This window comes from Frateuria hangzhouensis (assembly GCF_026410505.1).
Lineage (GTDB): Bacteria > Pseudomonadota > Gammaproteobacteria > Xanthomonadales > Rhodanobacteraceae > Frateuria_A > Frateuria_A hangzhouensis.
Genome location: NZ_JAPMIU010000001.1, coordinates 394798 through 412274 on the forward strand (window position 1 = coordinate 394798; position 17477 = coordinate 412274).

Sequence of the window (17477 nt, forward strand, 5' to 3'; positions counted from 1 at the left end):
ACTCCGGAAAATCAGGGGTAATCGACGACGTCGGCGACCAGCCACGGGTGCGCGGCGGCAGCGAACGCACGCTGTTGCTGCAGGGCGCAGGCGGTGCGGATGTCGCCATCCATGGCGCGGTCGCGATGCATGAAGGCAATCCGCTCGCGCAAGAGGGCGTGGGCCGTCTGCACGGCGGTGCCGGCATGGAAATCCTCGCCGTCGGCCAGCGCGGCCATCAACTGGCGCACTTCCTGTTCGAACTGCCCGTAATGCGGCTGGTCTTCGCGCGGCGCGTTGCCGATCTTGGCGGCCAGCGCGCGCCAGTCGCCGCGCGCAGCCAGCCGGCGCGCGGCGTTGAGCATCTCGCGGCGGTAATCGAGGGCCTGCGCGGCAGTGTAGAGCTCCAGCGCCAGCACGTGGCCGAGGTCTTCCATCATTTCCAGCACGTGGCGCGCCTCGTTGGCGCCCATGGAAACGTGGTCCTCGGCGTTGGCGCTGGTGGGGATCGAGTACACGCTGGCCGGATGCGCGCGGGTGGCCAGGTCGTTGACCAGCGCCGCGGCGGTGTACTGCACGATCATGAAGCCCGAATCGGTACCATCCTCGTTGCCGGTGAGGAAGGCAGGCAGGCCATCGTTGTTGGCCGGATCGACCAGCTTGTTGAGGCGTCGCTCCGAGATCGAGGCCAGCACCGGAATCGCCGCCTTCACGTAGCTCATCGCCAGCGCCAGCGGCATGCCGTGGAAGTGGCCGGCGGAGATCACCTGCTCTTCGATGAACTGCGCGCCCTCGGCGTCCGGGAAGATCAGCGGGTTGTCGGTCACCGAGTTCAGCTCGATGTCGATCACGCGGCAGGCCTGGGCCCAGGCGTCACGCACCGCGCCATGTACCTGCGGCATGCAACGCAGGCAGTAGGCGTCCTGCGGCTGGTGCTTCTTGCCGCCCTTGAACGGCAGGAAGCGGTCGTAGAACGCCTCGCGGCCGTGCCGCTGGTTGGCCGGCACCCAGTCCCAGCCGATGTCGAAGGACAGCGCCAGGTCTTCGGGCAGGGTCCAGGCCTCGGCCGACCACGGCTTGAAGCGCGGCACCAGGTGGTAGGGAATGTCGACCAGCGTGGAGCCGGCGAGCAACTGGCGCACATGCGCGGCCGCCTCGACCTGGCCCGGATGCGGCCGCAGCGCGTGCACCTCCGGCCGCAGCGCGCCGCTGCGGCCGGCAAAGGCGTCCAGCGACATGGCGGCGGCAAGATCGGCCACGCCCAGCAGGTATTCCAGGTCGTCCAGCGCCAGCGCGCCGGTGGCCAGCATCTGCGCGGTACCGTTGTTGAGCGCCAGGCCTTCCTTGAAGGACAGCCGGATCGGCTCCAGCCCGGCCCGCTTCAGGGCATCGGCACCGCTCATGCGCTCGCCTTCGAAGAAGGCCTCGCCGCCGCCCAGCAACACGATCGCCAGGTGCGAAAGTGGCGCCAGGTCGCCGCTGGCGCCGACCGAGCCCTTCTCCGGCACCACCGGCACCACGCCGCGGTTGAGCATCGCGGTGAGCGCTTCGAGGGTGGATACGCGAATGCCCGAATGGCCGCGCATCAACGTGTTGATGCGGATCACCAGCATCGCGCGCACCACGTCCGGCGCGAACGGCTTGCCCACGCATACCGCGTGGGTAACGATCAGATTGTGCTGCAGCTCTTCCATGAGGCTGGCGCCGGCCTTGGCCGTGCCAGCCTTGTCCACGACCAGTTCGTCGCGCAGGCGATGGCCACCCAGCAGCTTGTCGGCATTGCTGCCGAAGCCGGTAGTGACGCCATAGGTGGGCTCGCCGCAGTTGACCTTGTCGGCCAGGAAGTCGGCGGCGTGCTGGACGCGTTCGAGTTGCGTCGGATCCAGTTCCACCGCCGTGCCCTGGCGCGCCACCGCGACGAGTTGCGCGCGGGTGAGGCTGCGGCCATCGAGAATGATCTTGTCCACTGGTGCTCCGTTGGTTGTCTTGCTGCCCAAAGCGATGGATACCGGTTTCGCCAGAACGACGTCGGCAAGGGGCTCGATGGCGTGTCCTACTGCCCCATCGCCGCTGCCTGTTCCAGCTCTACCCGTAGCGCCTTGGCCAGTTCGCCCCGGCCCACCTCGAACTGGTCCCCGCGGCGCAGGTCCTTGACCGTCACCACGCCCTTGGCCAGCTCGTCCTCGCCCAGCACGACGGCAAAGCGGATGCCGGCGCGATCGGCGTACTTGAACTGCTTGCCGAGCTTGCCGCTTTCCAGCACCACCTCGGTGGCGATGCCGGCGTCGCGCAGTTCGCTGGCGATCGCCAGGTACGCCGGTAGCTGCGCCGGATCCATCTGCGTGACCAGCACGTCGACCGTGCTGCGCGCGCTGCCCAGCAGGCCGGCGTCGCGCAATTGCCAGAACAGGCGGGTCAGGCCGATGGAGATGCCCACGCCCGGCAGCTTCGACTTGGTGTACTGGCTGGCCAGGTTCTCGTAGCGGCCGCCCGAGCAGATCGAGCCGATCTGCGGGTGGTCGTTGAGCGTGGTCTCGTAGACGGTGCCGGTGTAGTAGTCCAGGCCCCGGGCGATCGACAGGTTCAGCGCGAAGTGGGTCTCGGGTACGCCGAAGTCGCGGATCAGGCCAAGCACTTCCTTCAACTCCGCCCTGCCCTGTTCCAGCGCCCCGGAGCCGCTGCCCAGCGCATCGAGCCTGGCGAAGGCGTCATCCAGCGAGGTCGAGCGCACCTGCACGAAGTCCAGGATCTTCGCCGCCACGTCCGCCGACAAGCCGAAGGCCTCGCCGGTGAGCGTGTCGCGCACGTAGTCGGCGCCGCGCTTGTCCAGCTTGTCCACCTCGCGCAGCACCAGCATCTGCTGCTCCGCATCGGCGATCCCCAGGCTCTCGAAATACCCGCGCATCAGCTTGCGGTTGTTGAGCTGGATGGTGAATGCGCCGATATCCAGTTCGCGGAACGTGCTGTAGATCACCGCCGGCAGTTCGGCGTCGTAACGGGTGGTCAGGCTGTCCTTGCCGATCACGTCGATATCGCACTGGTAGAACTCGCGGAAGCGTCCGCGCTGGGCGCGCTCGCCGCGGTACACGCGCTGCATCTGGTAACGGCGGAACGGGAACGAAAGGTCGTGCTCGTGTTCGGCGACGTAACGCGCCAGCGGCACGGTGAGGTCGAAGCGCAACGCCAGCTCCGGCGTGCCCTCCTTCGCCAGCGCGCCGGTGGACTGCACGAAGTACACCTGGCGCTCGGTTTCGCCGCCGCTCTTGGTCAGCAGCACGTCGGAGTACTCGATCACCGGCGTCTCCACCGGCAGGAAGCCGAAGCGCTCGAAATTGCGGCGGATGGTGTCGAGCATGCGCTGGAACGCGATCTGGTCCAGCGGCAGCAGCTCGAGCACGCCAGGCATGGTGCGGGCCGGGGTAAGCGCCATGGAATCCTCTGCTTGCGGGGTAACGGAAGCGGCGCTTGAGGCCGCGAGACGGCGGCCGCCTAGGTTAGCAGATGGCCGCCCCGCTCCCGCCGCGCCTGGTGCGAAAAAAACCGCGCGGGATATTGCCAAGCTTTCGTCGGCTCACTAAGATACGCGGCTCCCACGGGGTGTAGCTCAGCCTGGTAGAGCGCTACGTTCGGGACGTAGAAGTCGCAGGTTCGAATCCTGTCTCCCCGACCAAGACACACGAAAAGGCCACCGCTTGCGGTGGCCTTTTCTTTGATGGTGTCCTGCCGGCGCGCCCGATCCGCCGCCGCCCCTTGTAGGAGTCCACTTGTGGGCGATCCTCTGCGTTCCCGTGCGCGAAGGGCATCGCCCACAAGTGGGCTCCTACAGATGGCCTCTGGCAGAGGCAATGTTCGACGTTCTACGGGGATACCGCCAGCGCGGCCAACTGGTCCATCTCCTCGGCGTCGAAGCCCGCGGCCTGCCGCGCCGCGTGGTTGAACGGTCCGCGCAGGCTGCCGCCCATGTACTCGCGCAGCAGGCCAATGAACGTGGCTCGCGGCTCCAGGGCATCGCGCTGGCAGCACCAGCGGAACCAGCGCGTGCCTGCCGCCACGTGGGCGACCTCCTCGCGCAGGATCACTTCCAGGATGGCGATGGTGCGCTCGTCGCCGATGCCGCGCAGGCGCTCGATCATGCCCGGGGTGACGTCCAGCCCGCGCGCCTCGAGTACGCGCGGCACCAGTGCCATGCGGGCAAGGTCGCTATGGGCGGTCTTCTCGGCCATCTCCCACAGGCCGTTGTGGGCATCGAAATCACCGTAGGCGTGGCCGAATTCGGCCAGGCGCGTGTCCAGCATGGCGAAGTGGCGCGCTTCGTCGTGGGCGCAGCTGGCCCAGTCGCGGTAGTAGTCGGCGGGAAAGCCGCGAAAGCGGTAGACCGCGTCCCACGCCAGGTTGATGGCGTTGAATTCGATGTGCGCGATGGCGTGGACCAGCGCGGCGCGGCCTTCCGGGGTGCCCAGGCCGCGGTGGGGAACCTGGCGTTGCGGAACCAGTCGCGGGCGCTGGGGGCGGCCCGGCGTGGCGATGGATTCGGGTACGAGTGACGCCGGATCCGGGTGCAACTCGCCCGCCTGCAGCGCCTGCCAGGCCGCATGGGTGAGACGCAGCTTCTCGGCCGGATCGGTGGCGGCGAGGCAGGCTTGGGCGGCGGCGTGGAGGTTGGTCATTACGGGAAAAACATCGCCCGCGAGCGGGCTCCTACAGGATGGCGCGATGACTTGTAGGAGGCCGCTTGCGGCGATGCTTTGCTCAGGCGCTGCGGCGGGCGGCCTTGGCATCGTCGGAACGCAGCATTTCGATCTGCTGCAGGTAATCCTGATCCAGGCCGGTGACGTATTCGCCGGAAAAGCACGACGTATCGAACTGTTTCAGCTCTTCGTTGCCGTCCTGCACCGCCCAGACCAGGTCGTCCAGGTCCTGGTAGATCAGCCAGTCGGCCCCGAGCAATTGCTCGACTTCCTTCTCGCTCTTGCCGGCGGCGACCAGCTCGCTGGCCGAAGGCATGTCGATGCCATAGACGTTGGGGTAGCGCACCGGCGGCGCGGCGGAGGCGAAGTAGACCTTCTTCGCACCCGCGTCGCGGGCCATCTGGATGATCTGCTTCGACGTGGTGCCGCGCACGATCGAGTCATCGACCAGCAGCACGGTCTTGTTGCGGAACTCCAGGTCGATCGCATTCAACTTGCGGCGCACCGATTTCACGCGGTCGCCCTGCCCCGGCATGATGAACGTGCGGCCGACGTAGCGGTTCTTGACGAAGCCCTCGCGGAACGGCACGCCGAGCACGCCGGCCAGCGAGCTGGCGGCGGTGCGCGCGGTGTCGGGAATCGGGATCACCGCGTCGATGCCGTGGTCCGGGCATTCGCGCTTGATCTTCTCGGCCAGCTTCTCGCCCATGCGCAGGCGCGCCTTGTAGACCGAGACGTCCTCGATCATCGAATCGGGCCGTGCCAGGTAGACGTACTCGAAGATGCAGGGCGCGTGCACCGCCGTTTCGGCACAGCGGCGCGCATGCAGTTGACCGTCGACGGTGATGTAGACCGCCTCGCCCGGCGCCACGTCGCGCACGCGCTTAAAGCCGAGCACGTCGAACGCCACCGACTCGGAGGCCACCGCGTATTCGCGCCCTTCCGGCGTCACGCGCTCCCCCAGCACCAGCGGGCGGATGCCATGCGGGTCCCGGAAGGCCAGCAGGCCGTAGCCCTGGATCAACGCCAGGCAGGCGTAGCCGCCGCGCGAGCGCGCATGCACGCCGGCGACCGCCTTGAAGATCTGGTCTGGCGTGAGCGCCATGCGGTCCTGAATCTGCAGCTCGTGCGCCAGCACGTTGAGCAGCACCTCGGAGTCCGAGTCGGTATTGATGTGCCGGCGATCGTCCTGGAACATCTCGCGGCGCAGCGCCTCGGTGTTGACCAGGTTGCCGTTGTGCGCAAAGGCGATGCCGTAGGGCGAGTTGACGTAGAACGGCTGCGCCTCGTCGGCGTTGTCCGAGCCGGCGGTCGGGTAGCGACAGTGGCCAATGCCGATGCTTCCGCCCAGGCGGCTCATCGCGTTCTGGTTGAACACGTCGCGCACCAGGCCATTACCCTTGTGCAGGCGCAGGTGCGCGCCATCGACGGTGACGATGCCGGCCGCGTCCTGGCCGCGGTGCTGCAGCACCGTAAGTCCGTCATAAAGCGCCGATGCCACTTCGGTGGTACCGACGATGCCGATGATTCCGCACATGTTTGGATGCCTGCTTGCGTGCTTGAAATTAAGCGTATTCAGGTGAGCGTGGCCGCCTGGACCGCCGATAGGACAGATTGCGCCGGCGCGGGTGAACCGCCCGGAAGTGCCGGCAGCGTGACCGGTGGAAGCTTGGGCAGCTGCGCCGGCGGATGCAGGTAGCGGCGAACGTTCGCCGGCACCCGGTCGCCCAGCCAGCCAGCCGCGCCGGTGAACTGCGGCAGCAGCAGCGACTGCTGCCAGAGCGACTCGCGGGTGAGCGCCGTGAAACTGGCCAGGAACACCGCCAGCGTCACCAGCAGCACGCCGCGCGCGAAGCCGAACAACATGCCCAGCAACCGGTCCAGTCCGCCCAGGCCGGTGCTCCAAAGCAACCGTCTCGCCACGAAGCGCAGCAGTGCCCCGACGATCAGCACGACCACGAAGCACAATGCGTAGCCCACCATTATCCGCGCCACCGGCAGCGAAATGCTGTGCTCGAACTGCGCCGCCACCAGCGGGCCGAACGTCCACGCCACCCAGAATGCGGCGATCCAGCCGGCCAGCGAGAGCACCTCCGACACCAGCCCGCGCCACAGCCCGACCAGGATGGACAGCGCCAGTACGATCAGGATGGTGTAGTCGATCCAGTTCATCCGCCGCCCCCGTGATCGCGCCTTAAGGCACGCCCACCACGTTGCCGGCCATTCCGAGCTTGGCCTTGATCTGGTCGCGCACGCGCTCGGCGTCGTCGCGCCGCGTCTGTGGCCCGGCGCGCACGCGCCACAAGGTGCGTCCGCCGCTCTTGACCGAATCGGTGAAGCCGTCGAACCCCGCCGCGCGCAGCTTGTCGCGCAGCGCGTTGGCGTCGGACTGGCTGCCCATCGCCGCCACCTGCACCGCGAAGCCGCCGGCGCGCTTCGGTGTGGCGGCCGGCGCGGCGGCGACATCACCATGTTGGTCGCTGGCGCCACTTTCAAGGTGCGCCGGGGCACCGGGAATGCTTTGCGTGATCTTCAGCCGCGCGGCTTCGGCGGCGGTGCGCGTGTCGAACGGGCCGGCGGTGACCAGGGTCAGCGCCTTGCTGCCCTGGTGGATCGACTCGCCGGATACCGGGTAGCCCAGCGCGCGCACTTTCTGGATCAGCCGCTGCGCGCCGGCATCGGAATAGGCACTGAGGTTGAGCGTGTAGTGGCCCCGCGCGGCGGTGGCCGTATCCGTCTTCGGGCTGGTCTTCGTCGGCTGGCTGTCCGGCTTGTCCGCGGCCGGCGCCGTCCTGGCGGGTGCTTGCGGTTCGGGGGCTTCCGCGGGCGGCGTGGCCGCATCCGGCTCAAGCTCAACGTCGTGCGGGCGGCGCGAGGTGATGTCGACGGTGGCCAGGCGATCGGAGGGCGCCGGCGCGACCGACTGCGCGCGCGCCGGAATCACCGGCGCGCTGGTGCCGCCGCTGGCCGGCGCGTCCGGTTGCAGGCTCATCGTGCGCGTCTGCAGGTCGCGGTCCGGCGCCGGCGGAATGGCCAGGCTCACCGCCTGGTCGCCCGCGGCCGTCGGCGGCGTGCTGGAAAAGAACATCGGCACGAACAGCACTGCCAACGCGATCAGGACGAAGGCACCCAGCAGGCGTGTTTTCAAGACTGAAGCTCCAAGGCGGTACGGCATGCAACAGCGCGATTATACCTGCCCGTGCCGCCGGCACGGTTTGTTCAGGCCGCCGGTTCAGCCAGTACGACGCTGGCGACGAAGAACGAACCGAAGGCGAGGATGCAGTCGCCCGGGCGGGCCTGGGTACGCGCGGCGGCCAGCGCATCGGACACGTGGGGATGGGCGTCGAACATCGCCTGCGGCAGGGTTTGCCGGACGGCCTCGCCCAGTGCGCCGATCGGCAGGCCTCGCGGGGAAACCTGATCGAGCCCAGCCAGATGCCAACGATCGACGCGGGGCCCGAGGGCAGCGAGCACACCGGCCACGTCCTTGTCGGCCAGCGCGCCGTAGACCGCGTGCACCCGCGCGAAGCGGCGAAGCTTCAGCCAGTCGGCCAGCGCCCGCGCCGCCTGCGGGTTGTGCCCCACGTCGACCACCAGCTCGGGATCACCGCCCAGCGACTGCAGGCGTGCCGGCACGCGCACGGCCACCAGGCCATCGGTCGCGGCCTGGCCCAGCGCGATCGGAGTGGAAGGTTCGCCCGCCGTATCCAGCGCATGCAGCGCGGCGATGGCGGCGGCGGCGTTGGCGTACTGCACGGGCGCGGCCAGCGCGGGATCGGGCAGCTCGAATGCGGTGCCGTCGCGATGTTGCCAGCGCCAGCCCTGCGCATGTCGTTCCACCAGGAAGTCGCGACCGGCACATTGAACCTGCGCGCCGCAAGCATTCAGCGCACCGAGCAACCCGGCCGGCGGATCCAGTTCGCCGATGATCGCCGGCCTGTCCCGGCGAGCGATCCCGGCCTTCTCGCGGCCGATGCTGTCGCGGTCGTTGCCGAGCCAGTCCATGTGGTCCATGTCGATGGTGGTGATCACTACGACATCGGCATCGATGATGTTTACCGCGTCCAGCCGCCCCCCCAGGCCCACTTCCAGCACGGCCACGTCCAGGTCCGCCCGTGCGAACAGGTCGAGCGCGGCGAGCGTGCCGTATTCGAAGTAGGTCAGCGGCGTGGCGTCGGCACCACTGCCGCGCGCCGCCTCGATGCGCTCGAAGGCCGCGACCAGTGCGTCATCGCCCGCCTCGCTGCCGTCGATCCGCACGCGCTCGTTGTAACGCAGCAAGTGCGGCGAGGTGTAGCAGCCGACGCGCTGGCCGGCCGCTTTCAGCATGGCTTCGAGCAGGGCCACGGTGGAGCCTTTGCCGTTGGTGCCCCCGACGGTGATCACGCGCCGGGCCGGCGCCGGAGCGCCCATGCGTTGCCATACCTTGTTTACCCGTTCGAGTCCCAGCTCGATGCTGTGGGGGTTGACGCCTTCCTGGTAGGCAAGCCATTCGGCGAGCGTGCGCGGCATGGGATTCCTTTGTGGTGGGCGGCGCGCAGCTTACGGCATCGCGTCTTGTGGTGTTGGGGTGGAAGTTTGGCTTGGTCGTTCTTGCGGGGCCGCTCTGTGGCTGCAAGTAAGCCCCACCCGTCCAACAAAATAACGCAGCACAAAGAGGCACCAGATACCTCCCTTGCCTCAACTCCCGAGCGCCGGTGGCGATCGAAAGCCCGCCGCAGGCGAGCCCAGCCACAGAGCGGCCACGCAAGAACGCAGAAAACCGCTTATGAGCGCCCCCGGGGCAAACGGGAACAACCCAGATCAAATGGCCACACGCCGCAACCGCAACGCATTGCTCACCACCGACACCGACGACAGACTCATCGCCAGCGCCGCCACCATCGGCGAAAGCACGACGCCGAAGAACGGATAGAGCACGCCCGCCGCCAGCGGCACCCCCACCGCGTTATAGACGAACGCGAAAAACAGGTTCTGGTGAATGTTGCGCACCGCCGCCTGCGACAGCGCCCGCGCGCGCCCGATCGCCGACAGTTCGGCCCGGATGAGCGTGACCTGGGCACTCTCCATCGCCACATCGGTGCCGCCGCCCATCGCGATACCCACGTCCGCCGCAGCCAGCGCAGGCGCATCGTTGATGCCATCGCCGGCCATCGCCACGCGCCGGCCCTCGCGCTTGAGCTGCTCGACCACCGCGGCCTTGTCCGCCGGCGAGACATCGGCGTGCACTTCGTCGATGCGCAACTCGTGCGCCACCGCCTGCGCGGTCGTAGCGTTGTCGCCGGTGAGCATGACGATACGCAAACCCTCGCGGCGCACCGTATCGAGCGCGTCGGGAGCGCCCGCCTTGACGCGGTCGGCCACGGCGACCAACCCCACCAGCGCACCGTCGACGGCCAGGAACATCACGGTGGCGCCGCCCCCGCGCAGCCGCTCGGCTTGTTCCTCGACGGCATCGCCAAGCGCAATCCCGAGTTCCCGCAGCAGGCGCGCATTGCCCAGCGCGACGTCATTGCCATCGACGCGACCGCGCACGCCGCGGCCGGTGAGCGCGAGGAAACCGCTGGCGGCGGGCAGCGCCACACCACCGGCCTGCGCACCCGCGACCACCGCGCGCGCCAGCGGATGTTCGCTGCTCTGCTCCAGCGCCGCAGCCAGGGCCAGCAACCGTTCGCGCGGAACCTCCCCGAGCGCAACCACCTCGCGCAACGCGGGCCGGCCTTCGGTGAGCGTGCCGGTCTTGTCCAGCACCAGCGTGTCGACGCGATGCAGTGCCTCGATCGCCGCTGCGTCGCGGAACAGCACGCCGACCTGCGCGCCGCGCCCGCTGGCGACCATGATCGAAATCGGCGTCGCCAACCCCAACGCGCAGGGACAGGCGATGATCAACACCGACACCGCAGCGATCAGTGCGTGTGCCAAGGGCGGCTCGGGCCCGAGCACCGCCCACGCAGCGAAGGCCACCAACGCCACCGCGACCACCGCGGGCACGAACCACGCGGCCACGCGATCGGCCACGCGTTGCAATGGTGCGCGGCTGCGCTGGGCTTGCGCGACCAACGCCACGATCTGCGCCAGCAGGGTTTCGCCGCCGACCTTCTCGGCACGCAAAACCAGCGTCCCGTCCTGGTTGACAGTGCCCGCAGTGAGGTGGTCGCCGCCCCCCTTCGCGACCGGCATCGGCTCGCCGGTGAGCATGGATTCGTCGACGTGGCTCTCGCCCTCGGTCGCCACGCCGTCGACCGGCACCTTTTCGCCGGGGCGCACGCGCAGCAGGTCGCCCGCGCGCACCGATTCCAGCGGCACCTCGTGTTCGTCACCGTGTTCCAGGCGGTGCGCGGTCTTTGGCGCCAGGCTGAGCAAGGCCTTGAGCGCCTCGCCGGTGCGCCGGCGCGCGCGCAGCTCGAGCAGGTCGCCCAGCGTGACCAGTGTGACGATGACCGCGGCCGATTCGAAGTAGACGCCGACCCGGCCGTGCGTACGGAAGCCCACCGGGAACAGCCCCGGCACCAGCAACGCGGCCACGCTGTAGAGCCAGGCCACGCCGGTGCCCAGCGCGATCAACGTGTACATGTTCGGCGACCACGGCCTGAGCGAACGCCAGCCGCGCCGGAAGAACGGCGCTCCGCCCCACAGCACCGCTACGCTGGCCAGCACCGCTTCGAGCCAGCCGATCGGGCCGGCCCAGCGCACCGGCCAGTCGTGGCCGACCAGGTGCGGCCCCATGGCGACCACCAGCACCGGCAGGGTCAGCGCGACCAGCCAGGCGAAGCGGCGTGCCAGTGCGCGCACTTCGCCACCATCGTCGGCCTCCGCGCTGGGCGCGAGCGGCTCCAGTGCCATGCCGCACTTGGGACAGTCGCCTGGCCCTACCTTGCGCACTTCCGGGTGCATGGGACAGGTGTAGATGGCGCCGGGGTCGTCGGCCGATGCCGGACGCTCGCCCAGAAAATTCCCGGGCGCAGCGACAAAGCGCTCGCGGCAGCGCCCGCTGCAGAAGTAGTAGGTGTGTCCCGCATGGTCGGCGTGGTGCGGCGTGCGGGCCGGATCGACCGCCATGCCGCAGACCGGATCGCGCGCTTCCGCCGCCCCGGCCGAATGGCTGCAGCCGCTCACGGCCGCTCCTCCCCAACCAGCGCTCGCAGGATCGGGCACTGCTCCGGCGCGCCATGGCCCGGGCAGGCGTCGACCAATTCGGCCAGCCCGGCACGCACGCGGTCGAGTTCGGCGATGCGCGCCTCGATATCCGCCAGGCGCTGCTGCGCGCGCCGCTTGACCGCCTTGACCCCACGCTGCCGGTCCGCCGAAAGCGCCAGCAGCTCGCGGATCTCCTCCAGCGTGAAGCCAAGCGTCTTGGCGCGCCGGATGAAGCGCAACTGCGCCACCGTGCCCTCGCCGTAACTGCGGTAGCCGGATGGGCGCCGCGACGGCTCGGGCAACAAGCCTTCGCGTTCGTAGTAGCGGATGGTGTCGATGGCCACGCCGGCACGCTTGGCGAGGGCACCGATGGTGAGCAATGGGCTGATTTGGGTGTTCATGGCCCAAGTCTAGACCCTTGATCAAGGTCCAGAGTCAAGCACGACACAGCGGGACCGACGCGCCAGGCTCCTGCGGCGCAAAGACGAGGATGGGCTGGGCCCGCCCTACTTCAGCGCCCGAGAACGGTGTGCAGCCACTGCACGTAGCGATCGACGAAGTCCTGCAGGAACTTGCGCGTGCTGTCGACCGTGATCTCGCCGTTCGCGTCCACCGGGCCGTCGTCCTTGAACTGCACGAACACCTCTGGCTGTCCCAGCAACGGGACGTCCAGATAAGCGAGCACGTTGCGCAGGTGCTGCTGCGCCAGCGCGCTGCCGGTGGCGCCGATCGACGCGCCGATCACCGCACCGGGCTTGCCTGCGAAGGCGTTGGTGCCGTACGGACGCGAAGCGATGTCGATGGCGTTCTTCAGCACGCCCGGTACCGAGCGGTTGTACTCCGGCGTGACGAACAACAGGGCGTCCACCGCCTGGATCTGCTGCTTGAGCGCCTTGCACGGCGCCGGGTAGTCGCTGTCGAAGTCCTGGTCGTACAACGGCAGGCCGCCGATATCGACGTGTTCGAAGGCCAGTTCGCCGGGGGCAAGCTTCTCGACGGCACGCGCCAGGCGGCGATTGTAGGAGTCCTTGCGCAGGCTGCCGACCAGTACGGCCACTTTGATGCTCATGGGAATTCTCCGCCGGGCGCATCGCGTCGGCGACGCCCCTTCGTGTAAGTGATGCATCTGTGAAGAAACCGCGGCGAGATTGCTCGGATGGGTCCATAGCTTCCCCACAGGGTCAGACTCGGCCGCGATTCGGCGAGCATGCCGGCGATGCCGCCAAGGGGCCGTGAGCGGCGCGCGACCGATTCCGGCCTTGGCATAGAGCCTGCTTGTTCTCCGCCTGGCTCATGCGCAAAAAGGTGGGCGAAAGGACCGGGCGATTCGCGTAGGATCGTTATCGAGCGCAGGCGCGCCGGCTGCAAGCAGCCGACTGGCCTGTCCAGGGGGCGGCCGCGGGTTGCGTGGATGTGCAGCCGGGCCAAGCGGGGTCGAGGGGATGCGAAGGTCGTCCGCAGCAAGGATCTGGAACCGGTGCAGGCTTCCGTTGGCCGGAAGCGTGCTCGGCCTGCTGTGGCTGTGGTTCGGCGTGGTGCATGCCGCGATGTTGCTCGATGGTGGCTGGCGCGAGGTGCGTCCCGGCGATACGCCCGCCGCGGTGCTGGAGCAGTTCCGCCAGGGCCAGCTTGCCGCCTTCGACCCATCCCTGCTGCACAGCTTCCCGCGCGAGGGCTCCGGCACCTGGGTGGTGCTGCGTCCGCAGCCGCCGTGGGTGGACGAGGAGCGCGTGCTGACGATCTATCCGCCCGCGCTGGGCCGCATCACGGTTTTCGACGGCGAAGGTCCGATCAGTACGCTGGCGCTGGACCAGGCCGGCGGCGGCCAGCCGCTGGGCCACGGGCGGCTGGCCTTCCGCTACCCGGCCAGCGTGCCGGCCTCGACGCTGATCCTGTTGAGGCTGGAGCCAGTGCAGGGGCTGTCGCCGCCGCTCAGCTTCCACCTGGAGTCGCTCAATGCCTTCCTCGGGCACGATGCGCATTGGCTGACCCTGTTCAGCGCCTGCTTCGCGGTGATGCTGGCGATGGCGTTGATGGCGTTGTGTTTCGCGCTGATGCTGCGCGACAACACCTTTTCCTGGTACGCCGGTTACATCTTCTGCTACGCGTTGATCCAGAGCATCCAGACCGGCTTCCTGTTCCATCCTCTGGAGGCCACCTGGCTGGCGCCTTCGGCCAGTCTGCTCGAATCGGCGGGGATTGCGCTTTCGGTGGCGTTCGCGGCGTTGTTCATGACGCGCTTCTGCGAGTTGCAACGGTTTGCGCCCTTGCTGCGCGCGCCGGTGCTGGCGTTGGCCATCGGCATGCCGCTGCTGGCGTTGATGCGCAGTACATCCATCGGCCTGCTGGTGGACGTGTCGCAGGCACTGGTTGATCCGCTGCTGATCCTGGGCGCGCTGCTGATGCTGCTCACCGCCATCGTGGCGGCCTCGCACGGCTCGCGCCACGCCTGGTTCTTCCTGGTCGGCTGGACCCCGTTGCTGGCGCTCACCGCACTGTCCACCGCCCAACTCAGCGGCGCCCTGCCCGGCATGGGCTGGATCAGCGACGCCAGCGTGGTGGCGGGCGCGTTCGAGGCCATCGTGCTGTCGATCGGCCTGGGTGACCGCGCGCTGACCATGCGCCGCGACCGCGACATGGTGCGCGCGCTGGCCGACAACGATTCGCTCACCGGCGTACTCAACCGCCGCGCCTGGAGCGAGGGCGCCGAGGCACTGCTCGAGGAAAGCACCGGCCGGCCGGTCGCCCTGCTGTTCCTGGACCTGGACCGCTTCAAGCTGCTCAACGACCAGCAAGGCCATCGCGCCGGCGACCACGCACTGATCGAAGTGGCCGAGGCGCTACGCGCCGAGCTGCGTCCGTCCGACCTGCTCGGTCGCTACGGCGGCGAGGAATTCATCGCGATGCTCGACGGCGTGGTGCAGGAACAGGCGATGCAGGTCGCCACGCGCCTGTGCCGGCGCGTGCATCGGCTGGAGATCCCGGTCAACCAGGAGTTCATGCTCAGCGTGAGCATCGGCGTGGCCATGCGTACCTCCATCGACACGGTGGAGATGCTGATCGAACGCGCCGACCAGGCCATGTATCAGGCCAAAGTCAGCGGCCGCAACCAGGCGCGCCTGTACGACCGTCCGCCCGGGATCACCGACCAGGCCTGGCCGCGCGTGAGCGAAGTGGAGCCCTGACGCAGACCTGTCGTTCCTGGAGTGCCAGGGCGCGCGACTACAGCAGCACCCGGTCGCGCCCGAGCGCGCTACTGCAGGCAGCCTCGAATTACACGCCCGCTCGATCTCCTGCAGGACCGACCGTAACGTGAGGCTCAGGGTCGCGCACAGGGCGCGCTCCTACACAAAGCGCCGACCATTTCTTCGAGACTGCGTGCGGCGCCCACTAGGGGGCGAGCTTGTGCGCCGCAGCCACCACGTCCGCCTCACCGGGCAACACCAGGAACGCCGCGCCCGCAAGCGGAGTGAACGTATCGGCGCCGACCACGCGCTCCAGCGGGGTGGCGCCCAGGCCTGCCTCCACGATCGCGGTGATCACGCCCTCGCCCACGCCGGCGCTCTTGCGGCCTTCGTCCAGCACCAGGATGCGCTTGGCCGTCTTCGCCTGCGCCGCGATGAAAGCGTCGTTGAGAGGTGCCAGCCAGCGCAGATCGACCACGCGCACCTTCCACTTGAGCTCCGCCTCGATCGTGCGCGCAGCGCGGAGCGCCATGGGCACGCCGTTGCCGAAGGTGAACACCACGAGGTCTTTCGCCTTCCCGTTGTAGACCCTGCCCTCGCCCAGCGGCATGGCTTCGCCCGGGGCGGGATAGACGAACTGCCACTGGCCGTCGCCGGGCTCGTACAGGTCCTTGGCCATGTACAACGCGATGGGTTCGAGGAAGGCGCAGACGCGTCCGTCCACCTTGGCCAGTGCGGTGAGCGTGCGCAGCATGGTGGCCGCATCGTCGCCGCGACTGGGGCAACCGACCACCAGGCCGGGGATGTCGCGCAATGCGGCGATCGAGTTGTCGTTGTGGAAGTGGCCGCCGAAGCCGCGCTGGTAACCCAGCGAGGCCACGCGCATCACCAGCGGGTTGCGGTACTGGTCGTTGGAGAAGAATTGCAGGCTGGCCGCCTCGCCGCGGATCTGGTCGGCGGCGTTGTGGAAGTAGGCCAGGTACTGGATCTCCGGGATCGGCAGCATGCCCATGTTGGCGTAGCCCTGGGCCAGGCCCAGGATGACCGTTTCGTCCAGCAGGGTGTTGAACACGCGGGTGTTCTTGAACGCTTTGTGGAGACCCTTGGTGACCGTGTAGACGCCGCCTTTCTGCGCCACGTCCTCGCCGAACAGCAGCGACTCCGGGTACTTGGCCATGATGTCGTGCAACGCCTGGCCAATCTGGATGGCCATGTGGCGCGGCGCCTGATTTTCCGGCAGCTTGTCGTCGCCGCCGAAGGCCCTCAGGCGGGCATCGCCGTAGTCGGCGCGCTCCGCTTCGGCCTTGACCTGGGCAGGCGTGTACGGCGCCAGCGGCGTCATCACATCGTCCAGCCGATCGAGCTTGGGCCGGCGGTCGGCCTCCTCGGCGCCGGCGAAGCAGCGCTTGCGGGTGGCCTCATAAAGCGCCAACAGTTCGTCCTTCGAGTACAGGCCCGATTCCAGCGCGATCGCGGCCGAGCGCAGCAGCGGGTCGGTCGCCTCCACCGCGCACAGCTCCTCGATGCTGCGCCATTCGATCTCGAAATCGGTGCCGGCATGGCCCATCACGCGGGTGGTCTTCAGGTGCAGGAAGGTCGGCCGGCGCGTGCTGCGGCAGTGCTCCACCGCGCGCTGCACCTGCGCGTAACCGTCGGCCAGGTCCAGACCGTCGGCGTAGAAATAGTCCAGGTCGGCGCGCGAGCGGTAGTTGGCGGCGACCCAATCGGTCGGCGTCTTCACCGAGATGCCGATGCCGTTGTCCTCGCACACGAACAGCACCGGCGCGGGCAGCTTCTGGTAGGCCGTCCAGCCCGCGGCATTGAAGGCGGTCTGCGCCGTCGCGTGGTTGGACGAGGCATCGCCGAACGAGCAGATCGCGATGGAATCGTCCGGCACCGGCAACTGGTGGCCGATGCGCCGGGCGTGGTCGATCGCGACCGCGGTGCCCAGCGCCTTGGGCAGGTGCGAGGCGATGGTGGAGGTCTGCGGCAGCACCCACAACGGCTTCGAACCCCATACCTTGTGGCGGCCGCCGGAGGCCGGATCGTCCTTGCTGGCGGCGAAGGAGAGTGCCGAATCCATGACCGGATCCATGCCCGGCAGCTTGCGGAAGCGCTCGGCCATGAAGCCGCCGGAGCGGTAGTGCAGGAACGCCGGATCGGTGTGGCGGGTCAGCCGCGCCACCATCGCGTTGCCTTCGTGGCCGGACGAACCGATCGTGTAGAACACTTTGTTCTGCACGCGCAGCACCCGCGCCATCAGGTCCAGGTGGCGGCTGATGAATTGCGATTCCATCAACTCGCGAAAGCCTTGCGCATCCAGCGCACTGCCCGGCAGCACCGATTCGTCGTCTCGCGGCGCCGTGCGCACCTCGCCTTCCCACAGCTTCACGAACTCGGTGAAGTTCTGGTCGACGACTTCGGCGCGGTTGAAGCCTTTATGGCGGGCAGTGATGGGGAATGGGAGGGACATGGCGTGATCTATGCG

General features: G+C 68.5%; 12 protein-coding genes and 1 tRNA gene. 2 read left to right on the forward strand and 11 right to left on the reverse strand.

What is annotated here, in order from left to right:
- Nucleotides 1-11: 11 nt before the first annotated feature.
- Both OSC30_RS01810 and hisS read right to left on the reverse strand, forming a co-directional pair.
- Nucleotides 12-1946 carry an HAL/PAL/TAL family ammonia-lyase gene (locus tag OSC30_RS01810; protein WP_267170106.1) on the reverse strand — a complete coding sequence of 645 codons (1935 nt, stop codon included), beginning with the start codon at nt 1944-1946 and terminating at the stop codon, nt 12-14.
- Nucleotides 1947-2032: 86 nt separating this feature from the next.
- Nucleotides 2033-3409, reverse strand: coding sequence for a histidine--tRNA ligase (gene hisS / locus OSC30_RS01815; protein WP_267170107.1), 1377 nt, complete (start codon nt 3407-3409; stop codon nt 2033-2035).
- 163 nt (nt 3410-3572) lie between these two features.
- Between hisS and OSC30_RS01820 the strand changes: the two genes are divergently transcribed.
- Nucleotides 3573-3649: transfer RNA gene (locus OSC30_RS01820), tRNA-Pro, on the forward strand.
- A gap of 187 nt (nt 3650-3836) precedes the next feature.
- Here the strand turns inward: OSC30_RS01820 and OSC30_RS01825 are convergent.
- The 8 genes from OSC30_RS01825 to OSC30_RS01860 form a co-directional block, all read right to left on the reverse strand.
- The gene (locus OSC30_RS01825; protein WP_267170108.1) at nt 3837-4646 is read right to left on the reverse strand and encodes a ferritin-like domain-containing protein; all 810 of its coding nucleotides are present in this window, start codon (nt 4644-4646) and stop codon (nt 3837-3839) included.
- 82 nt (nt 4647-4728) lie between these two features.
- Complete coding sequence (gene purF, locus OSC30_RS01830; RefSeq protein ID WP_267170109.1) at nt 4729-6204, reverse strand: amidophosphoribosyltransferase; 1476 nt, start codon at nt 6202-6204, stop codon at nt 4729-4731.
- A gap of 38 nt (nt 6205-6242) precedes the next feature.
- Nucleotides 6243-6839: a CvpA family protein gene (locus OSC30_RS01835; RefSeq protein ID WP_267170110.1), complete on the reverse strand. Its 597-nt coding sequence runs from the start codon at nt 6837-6839 to the stop codon at nt 6243-6245.
- 22 nt (nt 6840-6861) lie between these two features.
- Entirely contained in the window at nt 6862-7815 is a 954-nt protein-coding gene (locus OSC30_RS01840) for an SPOR domain-containing protein (protein ID WP_267170111.1), read from the reverse strand.
- Between the two features lie 71 nt (nt 7816-7886).
- Nucleotides 7887-9179, reverse strand: coding sequence for a bifunctional tetrahydrofolate synthase/dihydrofolate synthase (gene folC / locus OSC30_RS01845; protein ID WP_267170112.1), 1293 nt, complete (start codon nt 9177-9179; stop codon nt 7887-7889).
- Nucleotides 9180-9470: 291 nt separating this feature from the next.
- Nucleotides 9471-11783 carry a heavy metal translocating P-type ATPase gene (locus tag OSC30_RS01850; RefSeq protein ID WP_267170113.1) on the reverse strand — a complete coding sequence of 771 codons (2313 nt, stop codon included), beginning with the start codon at nt 11781-11783 and terminating at the stop codon, nt 9471-9473.
- The gene (locus OSC30_RS01855; protein ID WP_267170114.1) at nt 11780-12205 is read right to left on the reverse strand and encodes a heavy metal-responsive transcriptional regulator; all 426 of its coding nucleotides are present in this window, start codon (nt 12203-12205) and stop codon (nt 11780-11782) included. The genes OSC30_RS01850 and OSC30_RS01855 overlap by 4 nt, the downstream gene beginning before the upstream one ends.
- A 110-nt stretch (nt 12206-12315) precedes the next feature.
- Nucleotides 12316-12873 carry an NADPH-dependent FMN reductase gene (locus OSC30_RS01860; RefSeq protein ID WP_267170115.1) on the reverse strand — a complete coding sequence of 186 codons (558 nt, stop codon included), beginning with the start codon at nt 12871-12873 and terminating at the stop codon, nt 12316-12318.
- A 433-nt stretch (nt 12874-13306) separates the two neighbouring features.
- Between OSC30_RS01860 and OSC30_RS01865 the strand changes: the two genes are divergently transcribed.
- Nucleotides 13307-14989: a GGDEF domain-containing protein gene (locus OSC30_RS01865; RefSeq protein ID WP_267170116.1), complete on the forward strand. Its 1683-nt coding sequence runs from the start codon at nt 13307-13309 to the stop codon at nt 14987-14989.
- 205 nt (nt 14990-15194) lie between these two features.
- Here OSC30_RS01865 and OSC30_RS01870 read toward each other — a convergent pair whose 3' ends face one another.
- Nucleotides 15195-17462 carry a thiamine pyrophosphate-dependent enzyme gene (locus tag OSC30_RS01870; protein WP_267170117.1) on the reverse strand — a complete coding sequence of 756 codons (2268 nt, stop codon included), beginning with the start codon at nt 17460-17462 and terminating at the stop codon, nt 15195-15197.
- Between the last annotated feature and the right edge of the window lie 15 nt (nt 17463-17477).